5 protein-coding genes and 1 pseudogene are annotated in these 6,031 nt (G+C 53.4%); 2 read left to right on the forward strand and 4 right to left on the reverse strand.

Annotation, left to right across the window (positions count from 1 at the left end; genetic code table 11):
- Both B3Z49_RS01425 and B3Z49_RS01430 read right to left on the reverse strand, forming a co-directional pair.
- A partial coding sequence (locus B3Z49_RS01425; protein WP_414716234.1) for an alpha/beta hydrolase occupies nt 1–767 on the reverse strand: 767 nt, incomplete at its 3' end.
- A gap of 152 nt (nt 768–919) precedes the next feature.
- The gene (locus B3Z49_RS01430) at nt 920–1,324 is read right to left on the reverse strand and encodes an OsmC family protein (RefSeq protein WP_063088127.1); all 405 of its coding nucleotides are present in this window, start codon (nt 1,322–1,324) and stop codon (nt 920–922) included.
- A gap of 199 nt (nt 1,325–1,523) precedes the next feature.
- Here B3Z49_RS01430 and B3Z49_RS01435 point away from each other — a divergent pair, with 199 nt between their 5' ends.
- The gene (locus B3Z49_RS01435) at nt 1,524–1,856 is read left to right on the forward strand and encodes a hypothetical protein (protein ID WP_063088125.1); all 333 of its coding nucleotides are present in this window, start codon (nt 1,524–1,526) and stop codon (nt 1,854–1,856) included.
- 181 nt (nt 1,857–2,037) lie between these two features.
- Complete coding sequence (locus B3Z49_RS01440) at nt 2,038–3,693, forward strand: diguanylate cyclase domain-containing protein (RefSeq protein ID WP_296987729.1); 1,656 nt, start codon at nt 2,038–2,040, stop codon at nt 3,691–3,693.
- Nucleotides 3,694–3,735: 42 nt separating this feature from the next.
- On the opposite strand, the gene B3Z49_RS01445 is transcribed toward B3Z49_RS01440, so the two are convergent.
- Both B3Z49_RS01445 and glnA read right to left on the reverse strand, forming a co-directional pair.
- The gene (locus B3Z49_RS01445) at nt 3,736–5,499 is read right to left on the reverse strand and encodes a tetratricopeptide repeat-containing sulfotransferase family protein (protein ID WP_296987730.1); all 1,764 of its coding nucleotides are present in this window, start codon (nt 5,497–5,499) and stop codon (nt 3,736–3,738) included.
- Nucleotides 5,500–5,644: 145 nt separating this feature from the next.
- A pseudogene (glnA, locus tag B3Z49_RS01450) lies at nt 5,645–6,031 on the reverse strand (glutamine synthetase); the annotation flags it as partial.

The following is a 6,031-nucleotide window of genomic DNA, read 5'->3' on the forward strand; positions in this document are numbered from 1 at the left end:
GCCATCGAACCATATTTGCCGGGATCGTTATACTCACCCTCACCGACCCAGTCTTTGACATATCGGACATAGGGGGTAAGCCAGGCCTGTTCGCTTTTGGCTGCGAGACCGGGCGACAGCATAACCAGTGCGCTGATCAAATCACTGTTTGCCTGTTGTTCGCTATAGACCCGTCCAATCAGGGCGGCCCCGGTCGAAAAGCCCATCGGGATGATGTGATCAATCTCGTCCCCAAAGCTGTTCATGCCGAAACGAACGGTTTCTAGCCAGTCTTCATATTCGACATCAAGCAAGTCCCCCGGTACCGTGCCATGCCCCGGAAGAAGAACACCGTGAAACGTTGCACAGGGAAAACGTTGGCGGAGATCATCACGGATGTCACTTAACCAATAAGGGCTGTCGGTCAGGCCATGTACCATCAAAAAGCCAACACCATTTCCCTGTGCAGGGTCGGTTTCTTCGTTGGCAGTGCAGGTGTTGCTCACCGGTCCAAGCGCGAAAGGTGCACGCATATCGACAACCTGATCAAGCGTATGAATGCCAAACGGTTTTTCTTCATGCGCAAATCGTGTCGTGGAAAGGACGTCGCGGAGTTGCTGGCGTATGGAGCGGACATAATCTTCAAACGGCAATCCTTCGGCGGGCGGAGCAATCGCGGCACCGGATGGCGAAAGTGGGTCGGCTGAGTTTGCGCAGGCACCTGTCGTCAAAAGTCCCAGCAGGGCAAGGGATGCCAAACCAGTCTGAATTATGCGGGACGTACCCATGATGATTGCTCCGTTCGGTTCCCGGGATTGGACTTTGTTTTTCTATTGTTGTCAGAAGATGTTAACGCGGGAAGCCACATGGTGCGAGAAACAAAAAAGCGATCTGTGAACAGATCGCTTTTTCATCAGTATTGCCGCTATCAGTAACCGGATTATTCAACCAGTTCCCAGCTGTGCGTGACCTCTGCTGCCTTTGACAGCATGATGGATGCCGAGCAGTATTTTTCTGCGGAAAGCTCGACAGCGCGACCGACCTTGGTTTCATTAAGGTTTTCACCCTTTACCTTGAAGTGCAGGTGGATTTTGGTGAAGACCTTCGGGTCGGTTTCTGCGCGTTCGGCCTTAACGTCGGTTTCGACATCAAGGACGTTTTCACGACCCTTTTTAAGGATATGAACAACGTCAATCGACGAACAGCCACCGATACCAAGCAGAAGCATCTCCATCGGGCTTGGGCCAAATCCGTTATCCCTGTCGCCATCCATGACGACACCATGTCCGGTACCACTCATTCCGGTGAAGGTCAGGTTTTCAAGCCACTTTACACGCGCTTCCATCTTCGCATTCCCATATGTGAACAATTGTTGTCTTAACCTCTAGCCCGCCTTGCGCCCACCTGCAAGGTGAGATCATGGAAAGTCTGCCAGGCAGTGGTCGCAAATGCGACCATGAGTGGTAAGTTGTTATAGGAGTTTTTACTTTCCGGATGGATACTGTTCTAATTATTCAGATCCCTATGGTGCAGGAGTATCAGTCATGACAGAGGATCCGACGCGCAGCAAAAGCCGTTTCATGATGGGCATGGAGCATGTCCTGCGTGAGATCAATCACGAAATCATCAGCCCGGCAATTCCGGATATGTCGGTTGAAAATGCTGTGCCGCTGATGATTACCGTTGCACGGCTTCGGGCGGATTATCTGAAATTTGCCTTTCACCTTTGCGATGATCGCGCAGAAGAACACCCGACGGTGGACGAGCTGGCAAAGCTCAAGCATCTGAGAGAAAGCTTTCAGGAAATGCTGGCCGTCGCCAAGGAACTCGAACACTGCATTGATCGCGGTTACATCGATCTTCCGACGAAAAAATAACGATATTCTGACCTGCACCCGTGTTTGATGTCCTGCTATTCAAAAAAATAATGACTTATTCTCCAGTATATGCAATGGGTTGCGCATATAAATACACAAGGCCGTCTTAAAAGGTCTGATCTGGGACATCACATAAAACACGAATAAAGGGAGAGCGCTGTTTTGCAGCGCGCCGGGTGTCTTGTCAGTCAGTGCGGATGTTGTGGCAACTGCGGCGTTGTCACGCGACAGTCTTATTTTTCTCGATCCGGACGGCCTTACCGTCGTCTATGTCAACGCGGCTGCGGAAAAGCAGCTTGGCGATGCAAAATCTGTTTTGCGCAAAGGTACAGAGGTCAAACAGCTTCTGGCCTATCTTGCCAAAAATGGTGAATTTACCGATGGCGACGCGGTAGCAGCAGTTCGCAACGCCCTTGCGTCCATTTCGTCGGGCAAACATGCCGAACTTCCGGCTTTCCGTCTGGGGAAAACGCCGTTTAACTGGCATTGCGATGTCGGACCGTCCGGGACATTTGCGCTGGTGTTACGTGATGCCGGGCGCGCCCAGGAACTTGCCAAGGCACTGGCCGAGCATAAGACATTCATTCAGCACCTGATCGATGTTTTGCCAACTCCGGTTTATCTCAAAAACCGCGAAGGGGTTCTGACCCGTTGTAACGGCGCCTTTGCCGAACTGTTTGGTACGGATGTCGAAACGGCGATTGGCAAGAGAATGGCGGACTTCGCGCCCAAATCACTTGCCAAAACCGTCGGTGAACTCGAAGCACCGTTACGCGATGCCGAGGGGCAGGTACGTGACGAGATTACCTTTGCGATTGATGACAAGGAATGCACGGCCCTGTTTGCCGCCTCGACCCTCAGGGGGCCAAGTGGCGCGATTGCGGGCACCATCGGATCATTGATTGATGTGACCAGCCTTAAAAAGGCGCAGGCCGAGGTCGCCGAGGCATCCCAGCGTCTGACAGGGTTGCTTGAAAGTGCACCGATCGGGGTCGGGATTTCCAACCGGGAAAGCGGCGTTTTCAAATTCTTCAACAGCACATTTTCCAAAATGCTCGGAATTGAAGACGAAAGCAAAGCAACGGATTCCATTCTTCTTTCCGAACGTTATCGCGAGAAATCGCTAGAGGATATGGATGCGCTGGGTGAACTTCAGGATGTCGAGATCCGGTTGCGCCGATCTGATATGCCCGAGGCGCGCTGGCTTAAAACATCAATCGAGCCGCTTTCGTTCCAGGGGGAGGAAAGCGTGCTTTGGTGGACCAGCGACATCACCAAGCAAAAGCACGCCGCACGCGAATTGCAGAACAAGGCCAACAATGATGAGCTGACCGGGCTGGCCAACCGTGCGCGCTTCATGCAGAAACTTGATCAGTGCGAAACCGTGTTGCGCGGAACCGATACACCCGCCGCAATCTTTATCCTTGATCTTGATGGTTTCAAACAACTGAACGACACACAAGGTCATGCTGCTGGGGACTGGGTGCTGGTTGAAACCGGCAAGCGCCTGAAACGTGCAGCCCGCCGTGCAGAAGAGGTGGCGCGACTGGGCGGGGACGAGTTTACCTTGCTGTTCTTAAACAAGGGCGCTGAAAAGGAAATGGCGGAGGCGGCCGAAGCCATTCTTGCCGAAATGAGCCGTCCATTTGTCTGGGAAGGACATGATTGCGATATTTCCGCCTCGATCGGCTTGGCTGTTTTTGATGGCGGCAATTGCGATATGAGCGAGCAACTCCGCCGTGCTGACAAGGCGATGTATGAAGCCAAGGCGGCAGGTAAGGCGCAGTACCGCCTCTATACCCCGGATATGGAACCCGACCTGCATACTGACGACTGAACCGGCGGGCTTTCTTTTCCACGAAGTATCAGCGCGCTTGGTTCAATCGGGCTTGATGCCCAGGGCTTTCAACAGCGGTTTGATATAGGGTGCATAGGGTTTCCAGCGTTCAACACTGGTCTGATAAAGGCCCTGTCGGACCTGTGCCGCACTGGCAGTACGGACCGAGCGCTCCGTCTTGTGGAAATCAAGCATCGCGTCATCCCAAGGCAATCCGAGATAGTCGATCAGCCTGCGGGCTTCGGGCTCGATATTGGTGACCAGATCTTCGTAATTGATCTCGATAAAGCGATCCTTTGGCAGGACGGCGCGCCAATGCGCCATCAGGTCCTCATAGGCGCGATAAAACTCGCCCAGTTCTGTCTGGTTGCAGGTATAGACCTGCAGATTGGCAAAACGTTTTGAATAGCAAGACAGACAGGTATCGACCGGATTGCGGCGACAATGAATGATCTTGGCACCCGGTACGGAAAGCAGGATCAAGCCAACCCAGGAAAAATTCCCCAGCATCTTGTCGATGATCAGCTTTGTCGTCGGGGTGGGCGGATACATCGCGTGGACTTCTTCGCGATAGGATTTCCCAAGTTCCGCGAGTAGCGTAGAATTGCCGATTTTATCATGGTCTTCCGGTTGACTGGGGAAAAGTGTTCCAAACAGGCGATCCTTGAATTTCGGGAATGTCCGCAACTCACCCGTCGCCAATGTCTCAGGATGACTGCCAAGAATTTGTTCGGTCAGCGTGCTGCCACAGCGCGGCATGCCAACGATAAAGGCATGAGCTGGGCCGTTGTCGGCTTGTTGCGGCAGGTTTTTGAACAGCTCCGCCGGAAAATAATCGGCAATCGCGCGCACCCGCCCGCAGGCAATTTTTGAATCATAGGCCTTTTGCGTCGCCGTATTTTCAGCGAAGTCCTGACGGCGCAGCGCATTGGCGGCATCAAGATGGTGGATGGCCTGCTTTGGGTCTTTGCTGTCGATATAGGCCTTGCCAAGTGCAAAGCCGATCATCTCCCGATCAACCTTGTGCAGCACGATGTCAGTATCGTTCAGGATATCGACCATCATCTTGATTTCGGGACTGTCAGGCTTGAACTTCATGACATCGGCCAGATCATGCCAAGCACGTCCTGATTTAGGGTTTTGGGCAATGACTTTCCGGAAGCATTCCTGCGCACCTTCCAGATCGCCCATGTGGCGTTTTGCTTCGCCGAGTTGTAGCAGATTGCTTATTCGGCGTTCCGGATCATCCGGGCCGATCTCTTCTGCGCGGGCAAGGTATTCCAGCGCTTCTTTCTCGCGCCCGACCTTAAGCAATGCTGCCCCAAGATTGTTCAATGCCTGCCAGTTATCTGGGCTGAAGCCGACGGCCTTTTCAAGGATTGTGATGCCTTGGGTAATGTGTTCGCTCTGAATAAGGTAAACGCCAAGGTCGCTATAGGTCTGCCCATGGGTCGGGAATTTCCGGATCGCGGCAAACAGGATTTGCTGAACCAGATCATACCGGCCTGCACTGGCAAAAACGCCGGCAAGTTCACGGAAATAGTCAATTTTGCTGTCAGGCAGATTGCAGGCACTTTGCAGTAACTGTGCTGCTTCGTTCAGATTGCCCGTTGCGCGGTGGATCTGCGCCATCACCATCAAAGCTGGCCCGTAGCCTGGCGCGGTTGACAGCGCCTGTTGTGCGCGTGCCTTCGCATCTGCGGCGTCGCCTGATGCAAGGGCGCTTTGCGCGGCCTGGATCAGTTTGTCAGCCTTTTGACGGTTGCGCTTTTCCGCGAAACTCGATGGTGATGCTGGCTTGGTCATGAAGCTGATTTAATCCCGATGCGAAAGGTAAGGTCAAGCTTAGCGGCAAAGGGGTAAGCAAACTGTTAGGGCGGGACGGTGAAACGAAAAACGCCCGGCCAATCGGCCGGGCGTTTCGCGTAAGCATTGTCTTCCGGATGGAAGATCAGCCGCTGTAGTACATGTCGAATTCGACCGGGTGCGGAGCCTGTTCGAAACGAACGACTTCTTCCATTTTCAGTGCGATGTATGCGTCGATCAGGTCGTCGGTCATCACATCGCCTTTTTTCAGGAATTCGCGGTCTGCATCGAGGCTGTCGAGAGCTTCGTGCAGCGAACGGCAAACGGTCGGAACTTCTTTGAGCTCTTCCGGCGGAAGGTCATAGAGGTTTTTGTCCATTGCTTCGCCCGGGTGGATCTTGTTCTCGATACCATCAAGGCCAGCCATCAGCATTGCAGAGAATGCTAGATACGGGTTGGCAAGGGCATCCGGGAAGCGGATCTCAACGCGTTTGCCTTTCGGAGACGCGGTGTACGGGATACGGCAGGAAGC

It is taken from the genome of Thalassospira sp. UBA1131 (assembly GCF_002311515.1).
In the GTDB taxonomy this organism is placed as follows: domain Bacteria; phylum Pseudomonadota; class Alphaproteobacteria; order Rhodospirillales; family Thalassospiraceae; genus Thalassospira.

Bases quoted from the DNA above. Each gene is read 5' to 3' on its own strand.
- B3Z49_RS01435 (WP_063088125.1), top strand. From the start codon at position 1,524: ATGACAGAGGATCCGACGCGCAGCAAAAGCCGTTTCATGATGGGCATG.
- B3Z49_RS01445 (WP_296987730.1), bottom strand. From the start codon at position 5,499: ATGACCAAGCCAGCATCACCATCGAGTTTCGCGGAAAAGCGCAACCGT.
- B3Z49_RS01430 (WP_063088127.1), bottom strand. From the start codon at position 1,324: ATGGAAGCGCGTGTAAAGTGGCTTGAAAACCTGACCTTCACCGGAATG.